The sequence below is a fragment of the Capnocytophaga genosp. AHN8471 genome (genome assembly GCF_016806945.1).
GTDB classification, from domain to species: domain Bacteria; phylum Bacteroidota; class Bacteroidia; order Flavobacteriales; family Flavobacteriaceae; genus Capnocytophaga; species Capnocytophaga periodontitidis.
On sequence record NZ_JAESPJ010000008.1, the window covers coordinates 31,275 to 48,568 of the forward strand.

At 38.0% G+C, this 17,294-nt stretch carries 17 protein-coding genes; 6 read left to right on the forward strand and 11 right to left on the reverse strand.

All coding sequences use genetic code 11. The annotated features are described in order from the left end of the window. Positions 1 to 4: 4 nt before the first annotated feature. From JMN12_RS04095 to JMN12_RS04125, 7 genes are all read right to left on the reverse strand, one after another. Entirely contained in the window at positions 5 to 514 is a 510-nt protein-coding gene (locus JMN12_RS04095; RefSeq protein WP_088594825.1) for a DUF4252 domain-containing protein, read from the reverse strand. Between the two features lie 7 nt (positions 515 to 521). Next, complete coding sequence (locus JMN12_RS04100) at positions 522 to 752, reverse strand: hypothetical protein (RefSeq protein ID WP_198466202.1); 231 nt, start codon at positions 750 to 752, stop codon at positions 522 to 524. Continuing rightward, a complete protein-coding gene (locus tag JMN12_RS04105) occupies positions 752 to 1,039 on the reverse strand; it encodes a hypothetical protein (RefSeq protein WP_009413347.1) in 288 nt (95 codons plus the stop codon). Before JMN12_RS04105 ends, JMN12_RS04100 begins: the two co-directional genes overlap by 1 nt. Positions 1,040 to 1,092: 53 nt before the next feature. Continuing rightward, on the reverse strand, positions 1,093 to 3,948 hold the full coding sequence (locus tag JMN12_RS04110; protein ID WP_203137359.1) for a DEAD/DEAH box helicase: 2,856 nt from the start codon (positions 3,946 to 3,948) through the stop codon (positions 1,093 to 1,095). 65 nt (positions 3,949 to 4,013) lie between these two features. Next, a complete protein-coding gene (locus tag JMN12_RS04115; protein ID WP_203084010.1) occupies positions 4,014 to 4,274 on the reverse strand; it encodes a GTP-binding protein EngB in 261 nt (86 codons plus the stop codon). Further along, the gene (locus JMN12_RS04120) at positions 4,271 to 5,188 is read right to left on the reverse strand and encodes a hypothetical protein (RefSeq protein WP_203084011.1); all 918 of its coding nucleotides are present in this window, start codon (positions 5,186 to 5,188) and stop codon (positions 4,271 to 4,273) included. The genes JMN12_RS04115 and JMN12_RS04120 overlap by 4 nt, the downstream gene beginning before the upstream one ends. A 4-nt stretch (positions 5,189 to 5,192) precedes the next feature. Next, positions 5,193 to 5,600, reverse strand: a complete 408-nt coding sequence (locus JMN12_RS04125; RefSeq protein WP_198466198.1) for a hypothetical protein — start codon at positions 5,598 to 5,600, stop codon at positions 5,193 to 5,195. A 167-nt stretch (positions 5,601 to 5,767) separates the two neighbouring features. Here JMN12_RS04125 and panB point away from each other — a divergent pair, with 167 nt between their 5' ends. The 3 genes from panB to JMN12_RS04140 are packed head-to-tail and all read left to right on the forward strand — an operon-like array spanning position 5,768 to position 7,996. Next, positions 5,768 to 6,586, forward strand: coding sequence for a 3-methyl-2-oxobutanoate hydroxymethyltransferase (gene panB / locus JMN12_RS04130; RefSeq protein WP_034555659.1), 819 nt, complete (start codon positions 5,768 to 5,770; stop codon positions 6,584 to 6,586). Further along, on the forward strand, positions 6,586 to 7,425 hold the full coding sequence (locus tag JMN12_RS04135) for a YoaK family protein (protein ID WP_203084012.1): 840 nt from the start codon (positions 6,586 to 6,588) through the stop codon (positions 7,423 to 7,425). Before panB ends, JMN12_RS04135 begins: the two co-directional genes overlap by 1 nt. Next, the gene (locus JMN12_RS04140) at positions 7,316 to 7,996 is read left to right on the forward strand and encodes an RluA family pseudouridine synthase (RefSeq protein ID WP_203137361.1); all 681 of its coding nucleotides are present in this window, start codon (positions 7,316 to 7,318) and stop codon (positions 7,994 to 7,996) included. The genes JMN12_RS04135 and JMN12_RS04140 overlap by 110 nt, the downstream gene beginning before the upstream one ends. Here the strand turns inward: JMN12_RS04140 and JMN12_RS04145 are convergent, their stop codons facing one another. From JMN12_RS04145 to JMN12_RS04160, 4 genes are all read right to left on the reverse strand, one after another. Then, a complete protein-coding gene (locus tag JMN12_RS04145; RefSeq protein WP_034555656.1) occupies positions 7,997 to 9,796 on the reverse strand; it encodes an AMP-dependent synthetase/ligase in 1,800 nt (599 codons plus the stop codon). A 140-nt stretch (positions 9,797 to 9,936) separates the two neighbouring features. Further along, positions 9,937 to 10,623, reverse strand: coding sequence for a PAS domain-containing protein (locus tag JMN12_RS04150; RefSeq protein ID WP_009413338.1), 687 nt, complete (start codon positions 10,621 to 10,623; stop codon positions 9,937 to 9,939). Between the two features lie 59 nt (positions 10,624 to 10,682). Continuing rightward, positions 10,683 to 11,366, reverse strand: a complete 684-nt coding sequence (locus JMN12_RS04155) for a PAS domain-containing protein (RefSeq protein WP_203137364.1) — start codon at positions 11,364 to 11,366, stop codon at positions 10,683 to 10,685. Between the two features lie 133 nt (positions 11,367 to 11,499). Then, positions 11,500 to 14,046, reverse strand: a complete 2,547-nt coding sequence (locus JMN12_RS04160) for a DUF2339 domain-containing protein (RefSeq protein ID WP_203137366.1) — start codon at positions 14,044 to 14,046, stop codon at positions 11,500 to 11,502. Between the two features lie 169 nt (positions 14,047 to 14,215). Between JMN12_RS04160 and JMN12_RS04165 the strand changes: the two genes are divergently transcribed. From JMN12_RS04165 to JMN12_RS04175, 3 genes are read left to right on the forward strand one after another with little or no spacing between them, the layout of a single operon-like run. Then, positions 14,216 to 15,634, forward strand: a complete 1,419-nt coding sequence (locus JMN12_RS04165; RefSeq protein WP_203137377.1) for an L-serine ammonia-lyase — start codon at positions 14,216 to 14,218, stop codon at positions 15,632 to 15,634. 48 nt (positions 15,635 to 15,682) lie between these two features. Further along, positions 15,683 to 16,501 (forward strand): dihydropteroate synthase, encoded by an 819-nt coding sequence (folP, locus tag JMN12_RS04170; RefSeq protein WP_203137379.1) that lies wholly within the window; start codon positions 15,683 to 15,685, stop codon positions 16,499 to 16,501. Next, entirely contained in the window at positions 16,498 to 17,274 is a 777-nt protein-coding gene (locus JMN12_RS04175; protein WP_009413333.1) for a diadenylate cyclase, read from the forward strand. The genes folP and JMN12_RS04175 overlap by 4 nt, the downstream gene beginning before the upstream one ends. Positions 17,275 to 17,294 lie beyond the last annotated feature (20 nt).

The following is a 17,294-nucleotide window of genomic DNA, read 5'->3' on the forward strand; positions in this document are numbered from 1 at the left end:
TGTGCTACTTTAGGTCTTTCACCTCTTGAGGGAGGTTCATATTTTTGGTTAATACGCCTATCTTATTCAGGTTGATGTCGCCTGTAAGTGATAGAACAACGGTTTGTTTAGAGGTTTCTGAGGGTTCTACTAACATTAGGAGTTCGGCTACGTTGTTTGCATCTTTTCCTCCTTTAGTGTAGAATTTCACGTTTTGAGCTTTGTCTTTAACGCGCATTAATTCTGATAGTGCAGCGGTTTTTACATAAGCTAAGGCTTCAGTTTTCATTTGGGTAGCTGCTGTGGTATTCTCGGTAGTGAATATTTTCATTCCTTTGAGCTTGTTGGCTACTTCCATAAATTCTTTAGCATCAGCATCTTTACTATCTATTTTAGAGAGCATTTGAAACATTTTTTGAGAGACTACCACCGTGTTGATATCTTTATTAGCTTCTAATTTCTCAAAAGAGGTTTGAGCACTTACACTCATTGATACAAAAGCTGCTGATAGGATTACTAAGCTTTTTATTTTCATAAGATTATTATTTAGGTTCTTCTTTTATTATTTTGTGTTTTGCTTCCTCATATTGCTGTAAGAGTTCTACTTTTTCAACGCCTTTATTGTATTCTTTAGAAATCATCAGTAAGCCTTGTTTTACTTCGCTGTACACTTTTTGAGCGGCTTGCTGTTCTTCTTGGCGTTGTTTGAGGTAATAGCCTATACCTGCCACTACAAGCACGACTATTAAACTTATCAGTATTGTTTTTTTCATTAGTTGCGTTTGAATATAGATAGGTCGAAATCAAGGAAATAGAGAGTGATAAGTATTAGTATTGCTAGTACAATCCAAAAGGTTTTGTTTGTACCTGCATTTTTTTTGTTTCTACTCTCGTTGCGAATAGCACGCCATTCTTCAGTAAAATGGTTGGTTACTGTTTCGCGGTCTCGGCGAATGCGTGACCCCATTTCAAAAGCGTTGCCTTGTTCCTTTCCTTCATAGTAACGAGGGGTATAGTTGAAACGTTTGTTCTTCTGTAAATGAAATAGTTTAATCTTCATAATGCGCAAAGGTAAAAAAATATTGAGAATTAACAATGAACAAATTACAAAAATTATTCCAATAGGCTATCCATTTGGGAGATAATATCTCTAACGATGTGATTTTCATCTATTACATTCTCAAATAGTTCGGTTTTATTTTCTTGTAGTTTGATAATTTTTTCTTCTATACTGTCTTTGCTTACAAATCGGATGACATTCACTTTGTTTTCTTGCCCTATGCGGTGGGCGCGTGCAATGGCTTGGCGTTCGGAAAACGGATTCCACCAAGGGTCTAATAGCAATACATACGAGGCTTTGGTGAGGTTGAGTCCTACTTCACCAGCTTTGAGTGAGATAAAAAAGAAGTTCACATCTTCTTGGTTTTGAAAGGCTTCTACTTGGGTTTTTCGCTCGTGAGAGGCAGTAGCTCCCGTGAGTTTGGCGTACTTTATTTTATGGGTTTTGCACCACGCTTCAAAGAGTTCTAAATGTTTTACAAAACTACTGAATATAAGTGCTTTGTGTTGTGCGGTGTGGAGTGTTTCCATATAGCTAATTACCTCTTGGTACTTACCTGAAGGGATAGTGCTTTGGGCATCTGCCAATACAGGGTGGTTGCTTATCTGTCGCAATTTGGTGAGCATTTGCAGGGCATTGAACTCGCTGATGGGCTCTGAGGCTTCTAATAGCTGGTTGCGTACTTTAGATTTTTCTCTCTCGTACCATTGGGCTTGGGCTTCGCTCATCTGGCAGTAGGCGAGTTGTTCTTCTATATCGGGTAAATCGCTGAGTACTTGCTCTTTTGTACGGCGCAAAATGTGTTTGCCTACCAAAGTTTTGAGTTCTTCTAAGGCTTGTGGATTCTTTTTCTTGCTGATTTCTACCTCGTAATGTTTGTGGAAAAAATTGTAAGTACCTAACTGACCGGGGTTGATGAACTGCATTTGTGCCCATAAATCGCTTAGAGCATTCTCTATAGGAGTTCCACTGAGAGCGATGCGATGCTCAGCTTTCAAGGCATTGATTGCTTTGAAGGTTTTGGAATTCTTGTTTTTAATACGCTGACTCTCATCTAAAATGATATACCTAAATTCGAGTTTTTCGAGTTCTTTGCCGTCGCGTTCCACGATAGGGTAGGAGGTGAATACTACATCGTAATTGGTAAGCCGGCGTATTTTTGTTTTGCGTTCGCTGCTACTGCCTATGTATTGGGTGCATTTGAAATGAGGGGCAAAACGTTTGGTCTCGTCGTACCAATTGAAGAGTAGAGACGAGGGTAATATTACTAATACTTTTAGAGTTTCTTTTTGAGGTTCGGTAGCCGAAAAGAGATCGGTGAAGTTGTTTTCTTTTAGAGGGAGAGTATCGTGAATGGCAACCAATAAAGCAATGGTTTGCAAGGTTTTACCTAATCCCATATCGTCGGCTAAACAAGCGCCTACCCCGTTGTGATAGTGTTGCAAAAGCCATTCTACACCTTCTACTTGGTAGGGTCGCAAGGTTGCGCGTAGGTTAGGGGAGGGGATATAGGTTACCTTTTCGACAATATTATGCGGTTTGAGTTCAGGAATAGCCTCTAAAAGAGCATAGTTGTTCTTTGCTAATTGCAGTTTTCCGCCTTGTTGCTTGCTGTGTTTGGCAATACTGCTGAATTTACTAAGCCACTCTTGCGGAATAATAAAGATTTTTCCGTTAGGAAGTGTGTAAATAGGATTATTTTCCTTGATATTGGCGATTAAATCCTTAAAATGGAAGCTGTTTTCTCCTTGTTTTACCTCAATAGAAAGGTCAAACCAGTCGTTTTGGGTGCTGGTATTGCTATAAATAAGCTCTGAAGTGCTCATATTCACCTCTTTTCCATCTACCAAAAACGGGCGAAAGGAAAATCCTTGTTCACTAAGCTTTTGCTGGTAGTGTAGCAAGTGAAAATAAGCCGCAAAAGGGTCGGGGTTTTGTAGCGAAAAAACGCCGCTTTCCTCACTGAAGTCTATATCGGTGAGGTGTTGCTTTATTTGAGTTTCTTCTTTGGTATTTCTCTTGTATTTGTAGATGGTAATATGGTTATTTTTGTCAATTTTTAGTTGAGAATGTACATTTTTGTTTTGATTGCTTTTAAAAGTGTAGCCACCGTAATCAAAATGAAGTACAATTTTGTACTGATTGGCAAAAAAATCGTGAATAAGTTCTATTTCAGTGTTTTTTAGACTTGTTTTTTCGATGATTTCAAAACCAATAGCTTCTACTTGGGCATTGCGCAGTATTTTTTGGAGAAATTTATCAAAGTATTCTTGTAGATTTCTTTCAGGAATAAAAGTCTCCTCTTTGTTGAGGAAAGGTTTTAAGTGAGATGCTTTGATGTGAGCGATACGCACTACTTTTTGGTTTAGAGTAATCCACGTGTGAGTGTTGTTGAGCAGTTCAATTTGGCACTGATGAGGCAAGTGTTTTTGTCCGTTTTCTTCTATATACAAGCGGTAGGCAATACCCTCTTCTTTTTTCTCGAAAACTAATAGAGGTTCGAGTATTTCTTTAGTTATAAAGCGTCTTTTTTTGGAAATATCGTCCTTAGGGGAATAGTTGATGGTTAAAAATAGCTCTTTTTCGGCAATAAGTAAAAGCAATTGGTGGGTTTGTTCCTCTATTTGCTCTTGGATATACTTTTTGGTAGCAGGATTTTGGAATAGTTTTTCAAAAGTCTCTCCTTTTTTAGCGTATTTATTGTAAAGAATATTGGTTTGCAGATTGTTTACTAACGCCAAAGCCTCTTTTTCGGCAGATGATAATTGCCAATTAGCTAAACTTTCGAGTACTTGAGGAGTTGCTTTTTTGTAGAAAGAAAGGAATCCGTTTTGCGTTTCACCTATATAGGCAGTGGGCAAATGGAGTTCTAAGAGAGGTGTATAGGAAAGGTCGAAAAATAAAAACATTATGATTAATTAGTGAATTAGAGGGTTAGCAAATTTGGAGGTGTAAAAACATTGTAGAGTGTTGATTAATAATAAGGCTCTTCCTCATTTTGATATTGTTCCCAAATGCGCATACATTGGAATTGTGAACAAATTTTTTTCAAATACTCTTCAAATTCTTGCGTCCTATCTTCCTTGTTTAATAGCAAAATAGGTAGATATTCTAATTCATCTATAAGGTTATAAAGTTCTCTATGAGGTAATTCTTGAACGATATTTATTTTTAAACGAATCATCAAATTGTGTATTGCTTTTATAGCTCGTCCGTTTTTTTTAGGGGTTATCATATTATAGTGTTGTGAATATCGGTTATGATGTTTTGACAGCCTAATTTGTCAAGCACTTCTTCAATCGTATCAAAAGTTTGTCCGTGTAAATCGTTTTGATTGTAATGTTCTACATAAGCATATTTTTTCCGATTGCTAAAAAAGAGTTTTGATTCTAAATAGCTGTAAATATTAGCTGTAAACTTAAATATCTCATACCTTAACTCATAAGCGGGGTATGGCTTCTCTTTTACAAAAAGGATAAATTTGTTAAGCGTTTCGTACATAGCAATGTATCTCAATTTAATTTCTTCTTGAAGCGTCTTTTTCTTCAATAAACGTTGAGCATATAGGTAATATTTCATTCTTTTATCAAAAAAAGAAAAGTATGCTTCTTTTTCTGCGTCATTAACCCTTTGTATTGAGAGGTATATTTGCCTAAATACTACCACTAAAAATTTTATTTCTTCTTTTGTCATTTTGGCGAAAAATTTATCTAAATGCCAATTGACATCCATTTTTCCGTTTTCTTGATTTGTACTATAACTTGGAGATTTTTTTATGCCACAATGAAAGATGAGTCTTTCTGAAAGTTTGTAACTAAACCAATTCTTTTTCTCAGTAAATATCAAGCAAGCTAAAACTACTGTCTTTTCAGCAGAGGAAAAATACAAATTGAGATCTACCTCATTGAGATATTTCTGATGCTTTTTAATTTCGGTTACTAATTGTTCAGCAGTAAGGAATTTTCCTTTTTTATAAAGTTGAAAAGTATTTCTGTCAGCCTCTTCAAACCCTTCTCTTTTTTGTTTTTCCTTAATCAGTCTTGTAAAATAAACAACCTTGCGAGAAATTCTGTTATAACAAATATCATCTGCCATACACAATAAGGCAGCAGTCATTTCTTCTATAGATTCTTTAATGTTGATATTCATTTATTTACTTAGGATATGCGATATCTTCTAATTTTGACTGACAGATAAAACTTCGGTTTTCTTGATTTTTAATCTTCATAGCAGCACTCAGTTCAATAGGTTCTTCAAGAAAAGGACAATTGTTTAACAGAAACCATTCATTTTTAAAGCATATACTAATGGCATACAAACAATCTTTAGAAAAATCATAACTTGCTGAAGCTATCAAATCGTTATGACCTTTTACGTAGAAAGTAATGATGGGCTCGGCAAAATCGTTTTCTAAATTGTCAATTCCCAATACAGGTACTTGGTAATCTTCGGGGTATTCTTCTTCGAGGTTTGCTTCCCAAACCCAAACCCATAATTTGTTATCAATTACATCTTTGGCAGTAATTGTCTCTAAACTTTTAGGTTGTCCAAATCTATACATAGCACTATGAGATATGATGTTCGTGATGCAAAGGTAGCAATTATTTTTTAGAAGAATGAGAGAAAAGTTTTTTTCGTTAAGAGACAGTTTGAAATTTGCTAATCAACAAATTGGCTAATTTGTTAATTATTTATATCTTTGCCGCGATTTTTAAACTACAAAAAGAAATGTCAGCAGTTAGAAAAGAATACAAACGCGTAACTACCAAATCGGTAGTAGAGATGAAAGCCAATGGCGAGAAGATTTCAATGCTTACCGCCTACGATTATACTTTTGCAAAATTATTAGATTCCGCTGGTATCGATGTTCTTTTGGTAGGTGACTCCGCTAGTAATGTAATGGCAGGACACGAGACGACATTGCCTATCACCTTAGACCAGATGATTTATCACGCTTCGTCTGTAATAAGAGGGGTTACCCGTGCTTTGGTAGTAGTAGATTTGCCCTTTGGAACGTATCAATCCGACCCTAAAAAGGCATTGCGTTCGGCTACGCGTATAATGAAAGAAAGTGGGGCTCACGCTATTAAATTAGAGGGAGGTAAGGAAGAAGCCGAAAGTATCAGACGCATTGTGAATGCAGGTATTCCTGTGATGGGACACTTGGGGCTTACGCCACAATCAATTCATCAGTTTGGTTCTTTTGCTTTGCGAGCTAAGGAAGAAGCTGAGGCGCAAAAACTCAAAGAAGATGCTAAATTGCTTGAACAATTAGGCTGTTTTGCTATTGTATTGGAAAAAATACCGGCTAAGTTAGCTGAAGAAGTAGCTAAAAGTGTGCGTATACCTATCATTGGTATTGGAGCAGGTAGTGCTGTTGACGGGCAAGTGCTCGTAATGCACGATATGCTGGGAATGAGCAATGAGTTTCACCCTAAATTTTTGCGCAAATATGCTAATTTGCAAGAAATCATCAACGAGGCTGTAACTCATTACATCCAAGATGTGAAAGCTGTAGAATTTCCTAATGAAAATGAACAATACTAATGTTCCGTCATCAAGGTAAAAAGCGAACTGCTAAACACAATTTACAAATAGCTGTAGTGCTCTCATTCGTTGCAGGAATGGTGAACGTTACGGGCTTTTTGTTTGTGGGCAAACTAACCACTAATGTTACAGGGCACTTTGCTTATTTTATTTATGATGTATCGGTAACCGAATTTTGGAAAGGATTGATTTACTTTCTTTATATCTTTGCTTTCTTGTTGGGCTCTTTTACTTCGGGACTGCTCATTGAAAATGCTAATTATCACCGTACCCAAAATAAATATCTGAAACCTACACTCTTAGAGTGTTTTGCCTTGCTATTGGTAATGGGGTTACACTTCTTTTTCCCCGAAGCGATTCCTACAGATGTAACGGCTTGTATCTTGCTCTTTGCTATGGGGTTACAGAATGCTTTTGTAACCAAAATTTCCAACTCGGTAGTGCGCACCACTCACCTTACAGGGCTTTTTACCGATTTGGGTATTGAACTCGCTCAAAGACTTTACTTAAGTCGCAATCACTATGAAAATCAACACACGCAACTGAAAAACACTATCCGATTGCGACTTTTCATCATTGCATTTTTCTTTTTAGGCGGATTTAGTGCAGGTTATTTCTATATTGCACAAGGACTCTCTATATATACTCTCTCCATTTCGGTAATCATACTCCTCATCGGACTTTTTTACGATGGAATGCGCTTTCTCTACTTCACTAATAAACGACATTATGAAACTTATCACAAACGCCGAAAACGTCGACGTGCTCTACGACGACAATCACGTTATCGCCGTAAACAAGCGAGCAGGCGACATAGTTCAGGGCGACAAGACGGGTGATATACCCCTAAGCGATATTGTTAAGGCTTATCTTAAGAAGAAATACAACAAACCTGGGGAGGTGTTCCTCGGGGTAGTTCATCGATTAGACCGCCCTACTACAGGGGTAGTACTTTTTGCTAAGACGTCTAAGGCACTTTCACGTCTCAATGCGATGTTTGCTAATAAGGAAGAAGTACAAAAAACTTATTGGGCTTTGGTAGATACTGCTCCTCCAGCCGAAGAGAGGACACTTACTCACTGGTTAGTGCGCAATGAAAAGCAAAATAAATCAGTAGCACATCAAAAAGAAGTGCAGCATAGCAAGAAAGCTGTACTGCACTACAAACTATTAAAAACTTATGATCGTTATTATTTATTAGAAATCGACCTTATTACAGGGCGACATCACCAAATAAGAGCACAATTGGCTGCCATAGGCTTGCATATCAAAGGCGATTTGAAGTATGGAGCTAAACGTTCAAATCCCGATGGCGGCATCTGTCTTCACGCTCATAGTCTCCGCTTTTTACACCCTGTTAAAAAGGAACCTATCTCTATCGAGGTAGCTCCTAATTGGCAAATTAGTTAATTATTTGTACATCGCTTCTATTTCACGACTGTAATTAGCGTAAATCACCTTTCTTCTCAACTTTAGCGAAGGGGTAATCTCGTTGCGTTCAATCGTAAAAGCAGAAGGAAGTAGTGTAAACTTCTTAATTTGCTCGTAGTCAGGTAAGTCTTTTTGAAATTTTTGCAACTGCTTGCCTATGTACTCAATCACCTGACTGTGTTTGATTAAATCTGCTGTATTTTTATACTTAATATTGAGGTCTTTTAAGGCTTGTGACAACATCTCGAAGTTAGGTACAATAAGTGCTGAAACAAATTTTTTACCATCGGCAATTACAGCTATCTGTTCAATAAGGTTATATTTGCCCACTTTACCTTCAATCATTTGTGGAGCAATGTACTTGCCATTAGAGGTTTTCATCAATTCTTTAAGGCGTTCAGTAATAAAGAGGTTGTTGTTGCCGTCTAAATTACCGGCATCACCGGTGCGCAAATATCCGTCGGGGGTGAATACTTTAGCTGTTTCTTCAGGGTTTTTATAATAGCCCTTCATCACCATTCCTCCTTTTACTAATATTTCGTTATCTTCACCTATACGCACTTGTACATTAGGCATTACTTCCCCTACCGATTGTGGATTGATGCGATTATCACCCCAGCAAGATATGGTAGCAACTGTTTCAGTCATTCCATAACCCAATTTCAAATTAATACCAATTGATTGGAAAAACCTACCAATACTGGGTTCGAGGTTAGCACCCCCGCAAGGCATAAACTTAATGCGACCGCCAAGGGCTTCTTTTAGTTTTTTGTATACTAACTTATCAAAAAGATTGTAGGCTTTTTGCAGTATTAACGAAGGTTTTTTTCCTTGTTCGCGCAGCGCTAATACACGTTTGCCCGTAGCGATAGCTAAGCGAAAGAGTTTGCGTTTCACAAAAGAGGAAGCATCGGCTTTGTCGTGCACTGTTGCAAATATCTTTTCGTAAAAGCGAGGTACGGCACACATCAAAGTGGGGCGCACTTGGGCAAGGGCTTCACGTACTAAATTAGTATCGTCTAAATAGTATACCGTAACAGCTTTATAAAGGCAGAAAAACGTCCACGCACGTTCAAAAACGTGTGATAAGGGTAAAAAAGCTAAAGAAGAATCGGTATTGTCTACAGTTGATAGGCGCTCAGTATGTCCTATCATTTGGAAAGCTAAGTTCTCGTAGGAGAGCATTACTCCTTTGGGTTCACCAGTAGTACCCGATGTGTAGATAATCGTAAAAAGGTCGTCTAAGTTGCGTTCTTTGAGGCGTTTTTCAAACTCAACATCGTACTGAGAGCTACTGCCGAGTGCTAAAAAGTCGTTCCAATGAATGGAATATTGTTTTTCGGTGAGAGCAACCTCGTTGTCGCATACCACAATCATTTGTAACGATGGACATTGGTTGGCAACTTGAAGTACTTTTTGGTATTGTTTTTCATCGCCTACAAATAGTACTTTCACTTCAGCGTGATTCATCACGTAAAGAGCTTGTTCGGCTGTGTTTGTAGTGTATATAGGCACTGTAATAGCACGTATTTGCAAGCAAGCAAGATCGGCAAGCGACCATTGAGGAGTGTTTTGAGAGAGAATTCCTACAGTTTCTTGGGGTTGTACACCCAATGAAAGCAGGGCTTTAGAAAGAAGAGTAGTGGTATTGCCTAAAGTTTCCCACGTGATACCTTTCCATTGAGAAGCTGTATTTCTTCCCATTAAGGCATCTTTTTGTGGGTATTGCTGCACATTATTGCGGAACAGCGACACAAAATGATAGGCTGTTAAATTCATTTTCGTTATTGAATTAATTAGTCGGGGCAAAAGTATAAAATATTTTTCAATTAGCAATATGTGAGTTACAAATCTCATACCACAAAAAAAAGGAACAGAGCATTGCTCCATTCCTTTGTATAATCAATGAAAATTTATTACTAAGAAAACAAACGTTCAAAGAAGTTTTTGCGTTTTTCGTTCATTGAGTCGTCTACATTCAAAATGTCATCGGATACAGCTACAGATGCTGGTGTACTATCCACTGCTGAAACAGTTTCTGCGCTAAAGGTTTGTTGTTGTCCTTCGGACATAATATCGATTACAAAGTCGATATAGTCTTTCCCTTGTTTAGCCAAGTAGTTTTTGAAGAAACGATTGCTGAGCTCTACACCACCTATTTTTTCCATCTTCAAGAGTGAATCATAGAAAGGGGCTACGTAATTAGTGATAGCCGATTCAGGCACTGATTTACGTCTACCAATGTAGTGTGTAATTTTACCTGTTTCGTCGCGACGCATCTCAAAATCGGTTACTACCCAGTAGTATTCACCTGTTTTTGCTAAGTTTTTGATTACCCCTACGAAATTATTGCCTACTTTCAAGTTATCCCAAAGGAGTTTAAAAATCAATTTAGGCATATCGGGGTGGCGAATAAGGTTGTGAGGTTGCCCAATAAGTTCTTCGGCTGAGTAGTGTGCTACCGAGCAAAACACATCGTTTACGTTGGTAATAGTTCCTGCTGCATCAGTTTCGCTGATGAGCACTTTGCTCTTATCCCATTGTACTTCACGATCTATAGGTGTAGGGCGCTCAATAGTAGGTACTGGATTTTGAAAATCTGACATATTATTTCTCTTTTTTATTGTTAATTAATTTGATTTTTTAAAAAACAGCTAAATTTCTTTTAGGTAAATAGTTTGCTAAAGAAACTTTTGCGTTTTTCATTTTGTGCTTCGTTCATTGTTACGATATCATCGGATACTACAGTGCTGGTATCTACTGATGATACAGGTATTTCTTTAAAGGCTACATTTTCGCGGTTTTCATTCATTACATCGATGATGAAATCGATATAATCCTTACCTTGTTTAGCTAAGTAGTTTTTGAAGAAACGAGAGCTGAGTTCCATACCACCTACTTTTTCAAGTTTTAACAAGGTGTCATACAGTGGCGCTACATAGTTCTCAATTACAGCTTTAGGTACTGATTTACGGCGAGCGATATAGTGTGTGATGTTACCCATCGCATCGCGACGCATTTCAAAATCGGTAATTACCCAATAGTATTCACCGCTTTTAGCTAAGTTTTTAATTACCCCAATAAAGTTGTTACCTACTTTAAGGTTATCCCAAAGGAGTTTAAAAACGAGTTTAGGCATATCGGGGTGGCGAATAATGCTGTGAGGTTGCCCTATCATCTCTTCTGGTGAATAGCCGCAAACATTGCAAAATACATCATTCACGTTAGTAATACGACCATAAACGTCGGTTTCACTAATCACTACTTGTGATTTGTTCCAATTTACTTCTTTGTCAATTGGAGTAGGGCGCTCTACAGTGAGCTCAATGTCTCTGTAATCTCTAATCATTGCAAAATTTTATTTTATATTGGTTATTATCGCACAAAAGTACAAAGTTTCTTAATATGAAAAGCTTTTTCTTTCTTAAACTTTTCATAAAATTTTAATATGTTTAAAAGTTACTTTTTTACACTTTTGAATATCAATTCGTTACATTGTTATCTGTAGTATTGTTGTTCTCAGCTTTATCTGATTCTTCAATCTTGTTTGTGTACTTGTTGTAAAAGAATGACGCTACAAGCACTAAGAAACCGAGAATTACAAATACAATAGTCTTTCGCAAAGCATCTAAATGGGTGGTGTCGTACAAGAATAATTTTAACATACTGAAACCGATAAGTACAATACCCGAAATGCGCAAATATTTCTTTTGTTTGAAAATACCCAAGACTACTAAAAGCAGTGCATAAGAACCCCACAAGATGGTAAGTCCTAATTTGTAGTTAGAAGCTGAACGATAAAGTTCTGTCCAATGCAAGAGCTCGCTGCTGGCAACCCATAAGATAATAAGGTGTAGAACAAACTCTAAACTTTTTTGTATTTCTTCTTTCAAAGTGAGAAAACGACTCAATAAGTAGGCTGTATAACAGAATACGGCAAAAACTGCAATCCCTACATATCTAACATTCAAAAACCAAAGTGATAACTGTGGATTGGCGAGGTAGCTTTCTCTCAATTCACTAAAAGTGTATAAACCTAAGGTCATAAAAATGAATGCGAGCACTATGCTGATGCCAAATTGTATTTCACCCAATGTTTTAGACTTGAAAACTCTTACATTCAGCAAGGTATAAACAGCAACAAATAGCAAACTATACACTGTTCTCCATACAGTTTTAAAGTTATTCAAGGTTTCCCAAGCAGCATAGTTGTCGGTAAGATTAGGTGTTTGCTGGAGGGCTCTCACATCACATAGAATGCCTATTTCTCTAAAAAATATAAAGTAGAGCGACCCTACACACAAAATGTTCAACACAAAGGTAAGTAGTTTGTAAATCTCTTTATTAACGAGCTCTGTTAAACGGTGTGTATATGCCATAAAACCAAAAGCAGCACTATATAACAATGCGTTGATGAACAATGCGTTACCAAAAGGAGTTAAATAGATGAATTTATCAGGGTTTACAATGTACAAAATATTAGGAGCTTTTACCCAATCGATTATCAAACTGATGCTCGCCAATACCATTACAGTGTATGAAATTCGCTCGTATACCAGCAAGTTTTTGCGACGGCCAAACCAGAAGAGCAAAGCTGCTTCGGCACTCCAGAACACTGTAATCCAAGTGCCCTTAAACTGGATAGGTATCACCAAAGTAGCAAAAGATAGTGCCAATACTAATATCAAGTATTTTAGAGCTTGTGAAGGGAATTTTTTTACGTGGAAATAGTAGGCTACCCCAAAGTGTAATAAGGCATTTGCCAAAGTGAACATAGCCATAATTGTACGGTTTTCCATAGTGTAATAGTCGTAAATATACCACACTCCCATACCGAAGAACAGCAAACTATTGGAGAGGAATAACACTACATCTATTTCCTTCAACTCTTTTTCCTGATGTATTTTCTGGAAGATAAAAGCTATATAAAAAGTGAGGAAAGTAACTAAATTGAAAATGAAATAAGGTGTGAAATCGTTGTATTTATAAGCGTTACCCCACAGTGATAACAACATTAGCCAAGTGAAAGCAAAAGCCGATAAATAGAGTGAACGCCACTGTTTGTAGAACGAAATGATGAGTACTCCTATATTGATGATAGCTGTGTAAGCAAACAAAATAGATACGCGTCCTGAGTTATCGCTCAGTAAGAATGGTACAGCGTAACTGCCTACTAAGCCTATGAGAGCAATCACTACTTTGTTGTAATTCAGCGAAGCAGCTACCGTAAAGGCAGTAAAGAGGAACATCAGCACAAAGGTAAGCGACTGCGGGAAGAAATTAAATACCGAATAGCCTATAAAGGTAACGAAGTAGAAAATCGTCATTGCTCCACTTACGAGTACTGCACTGAAGTTTTCGTATTTCTTTTTGAGCATCGCTCCTGCTGCAAAGAGTCCTACACCCACTAAGTAGCTTAATACCAATCGCATTGCGGGGCTAATCAAATCGTGTTCTATAGAGTATTTTACCCCTATGAACACCCCAATAATGATGATACCTATCCCTATTTTGCTGAATAAGTTTTCACCGATAAAGCGTTCCCAATTGATAGCTTCTTTAGGTTTGAACCAATCGTCTACCTGTTTTTCAAAATCAGGTTTTCTGCTATGGTAAGATTGGTTTTCTTCCACTGCAGGCTGAGGTGCAATAGCAGTTTCTTCACTGCTTGCTTCTTCTATTATTTGAGGGGTAATAATAGGGGGTTCAGGAACTTCTTCTGTAACTTTTTCCACTGTTTCTTCAGGAGTTTTTTCTACAATATTTTCCATTGCTGCAGGTGTAAGTTTTTCTTCTACTATTGTAGGTGTAAGTTTTTCTTCCTCAACTAGCTCAGGTACAACAGGAGCTATAGTTGTCTCTACAATTGGAGGAGCTACAATCTCTTCTACAGGGCTTTCCTGCATTGTAGCTTTTAGCTCCCAAAGGTAGTTTTTGATACCTTTCATCTCTCTGATGAAATCGTATTGTCTATCTACAGCCCCATCTACCTTGTGTATTAAGGAGTCTAATTCTTTATCAGTAATCATATTCTTTTGAGAATTTTCGTTTGAAAGTACAAAGATATAAAACAAATAATAATAAACAAATAAAAAATTTAAAAAAATATTCTACATCAATTCTTTACCCGAATAAAATTTTGCTAAATTCCAAATTTCTCTTTACTTTTGCAATCTTAAAACTCTTATAGTAAATTAAATGGAACGAATAAGCGTATTTGATATGCTCAAAATAGGGGTAGGACCTTCCAGCTCTCACACTTTAGGACCTTGGCGTGCTGCCGAGGCTTTCCTCAAGGAATTGAGAGAAAAGCATCTATTGTCCAAAACAACGAAAGTACACATTGATTTGTACGGTTCTCTTTCCCTTACTGGCAAGGGGCACGCTACCGATTTGGCAGTAATGCTCGGGCTTAGTGGCGCCGACCCTGAGTATGTGCCTATTGAGAGTTTAGACGTAATTATTACGGCTATTACAAATAATCAAAAACTCTGTTTGGGTAACGAACAGATTATCAACTTCAACCCTAAAGAAAATATCGTTTTTAACAAAAATTTCTTGCCTTTTCACGCAAACGGACTCACTTTTACTGCTGAAGGTGACGACTTTAGCTATGCTTCTACTTTCTACTCGGTAGGGGGCGGCTTTATAGTAAAAGAAGGTGAACAAGCAATAACTAAAGATGATAACCGACGCAATTTTCCTTTCCCTATCGATAAAGCTGAAGAACTGATAAACTATTGTCGGCAAGAGGGTAAGAAAATATCCGAAATAGTTTATGAAAACGAAAAATCCTTGCGCACCGAGGAGCAAATACACAGCGAATTGATGCGTATATGGCATACAATGCTGGAATGCACTTATATAGGTTGTCATACCGAGGGGGTACTCCCTGGCGGCTTGCACGTGCGCCGTCGCGCTTATGATATCCACAAGAACCTCATCGGGGTAGTTACTTATGATAGTCCTGAAAATTGGCTGAACTCTATCAAGAAAACGAATATCAAGTTTCGCGAAATCCTCAAATGGGTGAGTTGTTTTTCACTGGCAGTCAATGAAGTGAATGCTTCGTTAGGGCGTGTGGTTACCGCACCTACCAATGGTAGTGCAGGAGTAATTCCAGCGGTGTTGCTCTACTACGTAACTATTGAAAACCAACAGGCTACCGAAGAGGACATTCAGCAATTTCTTTTGGTGGCAGGCGAGATAGGCAGTCTCTTCAAAAAAGGGGCAACCATCTCGGCGGCTATGGGTGGTTGTCAAGCCGAGATAGGGGTGTCATCAGCAATGGCGGCAGGCGCGCTCTGTGAACTCTTAGGTGGTTCTCCTGAGCAGGTGCTCATCGCTGCCGAAATAGCAATGGAACACCACTTGGGGCTTACTTGCGACCCTATTGGCGGATTGGTGCAAATCCCTTGTATTGAACGCAATGCTATGGGGGCAATCAAAGCGATTAACGCTGCCGAATTGGCTATTGAAACCGATCCTAAGAATGCGAAAGTTCCTTTGGACAAGGTGATAAATACAATGTGGCAAACAGCCAAAGATATGAACTCTAAATACAAAGAAACCTCCGAAGGTGGTTTAGCCGTCGCCGTAAATATGGCAGACTGCTAATCCCCTGAAACCTGAAACCTAACACCTAACACCTGACACCTAATATTTATGACCATCAATTGTAAAGGAGAATTACTCTCTATGGATACCCCAAAAGTGATGGGAATCCTCAATCATACCCCCGACTCTTTTTACGAAGGGAGTCGTGTAACCGAAAAAACACTCTTGCAACGCGCTGAAACAATGCTCACTCAAGGTGCTGATTTTATTGATGTAGGGGGCTATAGTACCCGCCCCAATGCGCCTGAAGTTTCACAAACAGAAGAACTTAATAGGGTAGTACCTGTAGTGCGCTCTTTGGTACAACATTTTCCTGAGATACGTATCTCGGTAGATACTTTTCGCAGTGAAGTAGCACGCCAATCGCTCTTAGAAGGAGCTTGTATAATCAATGATATTTCTGCTGGACTCTTAGATGAGCAGATGCTCACCACAGTAGCACAATTTCAGGTGCCTTATATTGCGATGCACCTCGTAGGTACACCCCAAACAATGCAACAACATACTGATTATAAGGATATCATTAGTGATATCCGCTATTATTTCTCCGAGCGCAAAGCTAAAGCCTTAGAAGCAGGAATTAATGATTTTATAGTAGATGTAGGCTTTGGATTCTCTAAAACCTTAGACCAGAATTACGAAGTATTGAAGCACTTAGAACTATTTCAGTGTTTGGGTTGTCCGTTATTGGTAGGTTTTTCCCGCAAGTCGATGTTGTACAAACTGTTAGAAACCGACCCTACCAATGCACTGAATGCTACTACGGTAGTCAATACCATCGCCTTGATGAAAGGGGCACACATCTTGCGGGTACACGATGTAAAAGAAGCTAAAGAATGTGTAACACTCTTTGAAAAAATACAATGAAACTATTTGATATTTTAGACTTTACCGTTGTCGATGCGATTGATATACTGCTATTTGCATCTCTTTTGTACTACCTCTACCGATTGATTCGGGGTACGGTAGCTATCAATATTTTTATGGGGATTGTGATTATCTACCTGATATGGAAAATTACTGAAGCCCTGCAAATGCAGTTGCTCAGTAGTATATTAGGTCAGTTTATCGGGGTAGGAGTCTTTGCATTAATAGTTGTGTTCCAGCAGGAAATACGTCGATTTTTGCTCACATTGGGCTCTACTAATATCACAGCGCGCAACAAGTTACAACGCGTATTTCATCTTTTCAAAGAAAAGGAAATTGTACTCAATATCGAAAGTTTGGTAAATGTATGTTTGAAATTAGGAACTACCAATACAGGAGCGCTTATTGTTTTGGAACACAATATGCCTCTTGATTTTGTGACTGAAACGGGTGACAAGGTGAATATAGAATTTTCTGAGCCTATTATCGAAAGTATCTTTTATAAAAACAGCCCGCTACACGATGGAGCTATAGTCATAAAGGGCGACCATATTGTAGCAACGAGAGTGATATTGCCTGTGGCAAGTGAAATCAATTTGCCTAAACGCTATGGATTACGCCACCGAGCTGCTATTTCCATTACCGAAAAAACCGATGCTACTGCATTAGTAGTCTCTGAAGAAACAGGGCATATCTCTTACTTCAAGAATGGAGCTTTTGTAAAATTCAAAGACCCCGATGAACTCATCAAAGCTATACAAGCTGATTTTTAAAATTGCTTTTGTATCACACA